Origin of the sequence: Photorhabdus tasmaniensis (assembly GCF_011189505.1) — a bacterium.
GTDB lineage: Bacteria > Pseudomonadota > Gammaproteobacteria > Enterobacterales > Enterobacteriaceae > Photorhabdus > Photorhabdus tasmaniensis.
Map to the genome: position 1 here is coordinate 1 of NZ_PUJU01000127.1, position 2220 is coordinate 2220.

The following is a 2220-nucleotide window of genomic DNA, read 5'->3' on the forward strand; positions in this document are numbered from 1 at the left end:
GCCGGTTATGCCGGTGGTGCGGCAGGTAAGCCGTTGCTGGATGATGTCGAAAGCACAGGCGGAAAGTACTTTAAGTATTATATTCCCGGGGTGGGTACCCCCTTCCCGGAAATTAATGATCTGGATTACACCCTATTAGGACTGGCTGGTGCTGACCGGGGTGAGGACCGGATCAACTGGGCGCTGTTGCGGCTGATTGATGTCCTCGGTTTTAGCCTGACACAAAAACAGATGACCAACAGTGAAAGTCAAAAATCCCTTGAGGCGATGTCCACCACATGGCACACGCTGGGCTTGGGTGGCTCGCATAACCGTTATGGCGAGTTTTACAGGCAGTTTTCCCGCTTAAAACGTGAGCTGGTAATAGCCCGTCGCCAGCCGGGACGGAGCAAATCCAAACTGCTGGGGATGAAGTTGTATGTGTATGGTTTCTCCCGTGGGGCAGCGGAAGCGAGAGCCTTTGTTAACTGGCTGGCTGAACTGTTGCCTTCTCCCAGCGGGGATAACCCGAAACCGTCACAATGTTTGCAAGCGAAAAACGAAACCGACCCGGAGTGCAACCTGCCCATCAGTGTGGAGTTTCTCGGGCTGTTTGACACGGTGGCGTCGGTCGGGGTGAGCCATGTGGTTCCTGTCGTTGAAGGGCATATGGCCTGGGCAGACGGCACGCAAGAGTTGCCATCGGAGGAGACATACGGTGGTCTGGTGAAACGCTGTGTGCATCTGGTTTCGACCCATGAACAGCGGCTGAGTTTTCCGCTGGATTCTATTCGTCGTTCTGATGGTACTTACCCGACAGGCAGCACCGAGGTGATTTATCCCGGGGTGCATTCTGATTTGGGCGGCGGTTATCCACCGGGCGAACAAGGAAAATCAATAGGTAAAACAGACGGATTACTCTTATCACAAATAGCCTTACATGAAATGTATGCAGCGGCTTTTGATTCCGGTGCTCCTTTAAAAGTGCCGGAAGATGTTTTACCTACAAATTTAGCCAGTAATACTTGGCGTAAGATGTCTTTGGAGTTGGGAAAAGAGTTTTTGATCATTCCAGATTTAGTCAACCGCTTCAACGCCTGGCGTCAAGTCACCCTGGGCCTGGAGATGCCCAAACAACCGTTGTCGGAAGAGGAAGCGGCCCGCTTTGAACCGGTACGGTCAACGGTGGCGCTGGAGCAGGCCATGAAAAACCAGATGGACTGGCTGACGGCCTGGCGTATCAACCGCTACGCCGGCGGTACACTGCTCAGTGCGCCGTTTTTCCATGAAGCGCCCAACCGTGATGCGAAAAAAGCCCACTATGAGCAAAGTCAGCAGGCGCAGGAAGAAAAGCAGCAGGCGGTGTTAAAGCAACGGAAAGCCCAGTGGACGGCTTTTGCTGTCAGTGGTAAGCGGGGAGAGCCTCCGGTGTTAGCCCCGGGTGTGCCAGATTTTGACCCGGAAATCGCCCAGAAGCAGTTGCGGGAAGCGGCAGCGGAATTCAGCAGTGACTACCGGGGAGAACGGCGTGAGCTGCACAGTGCATGGCAATTTGCTCTTGATGACATTATGGGCACCGCGATTTATGCGTTGAACAGTGATGATGACCTCATGGAGTATCTGCAAATGAAACTGGCGGGCGAAGCGTTGGTCAAACGGCTTTTCGAGCTGGTTCCGACGGGAAAATCGGGTCAACCCGAATCACCGGCGTCATTACTGGTGGCCCTGTATGACAATCAGGTTCACGATTCCCGCGCCTGGTTTATGTACTCTTCGATAGGTTCACGTGAGCCGTGGGGAGGTTATTTTCGTTACCGGGTGATTTACTTCGGTAAAATTTGCAGCAGACAGTTATCACTGCTGACGGTGGCTGGCAATGTGGTGGGCGCGGTGTCGCCAGCGGGCAATGTGCTGTTTGACTTTAAACAGAAAAAAGTCGTCAACACGATGGTGGATACCCTCGGCAAAGTTTCCAAGGTATCTGCCACGCAATTGGAAATGAGCGCCCGCGATTTATCCACCCGAGAACTGATCCCCATGTTACCGGACGCGGAGCAGACGAAAGCGTTCACCCATAATGTGGGCGAGGTGACGAATCAGCAGAGACGGTTTATCGAAGAGCGGCGATTGCAAATCGGCAAAGAAAATCTCAAAGCGCGTTGGGCCGGAAAGAGGCTGAAACCGACCCCGAAAGGGGGGCCAGAGAAATGAAAAACGTTATCCGGCAGGGTGACAGCCTGC

General features: G+C 53.6%; 1 protein-coding gene. It reads left to right on the top strand.

Going from position 1 to position 2220, the window contains the following annotated elements:
- Positions 1-2190, top strand: a 2190-nt coding sequence (locus C5471_RS23045) for a T6SS phospholipase effector Tle1-like catalytic domain-containing protein (RefSeq protein ID WP_166296535.1), incomplete at its 5' end; no start/stop codon positions are given.
- Positions 2191-2220: the final 30 nt, after the last annotated feature.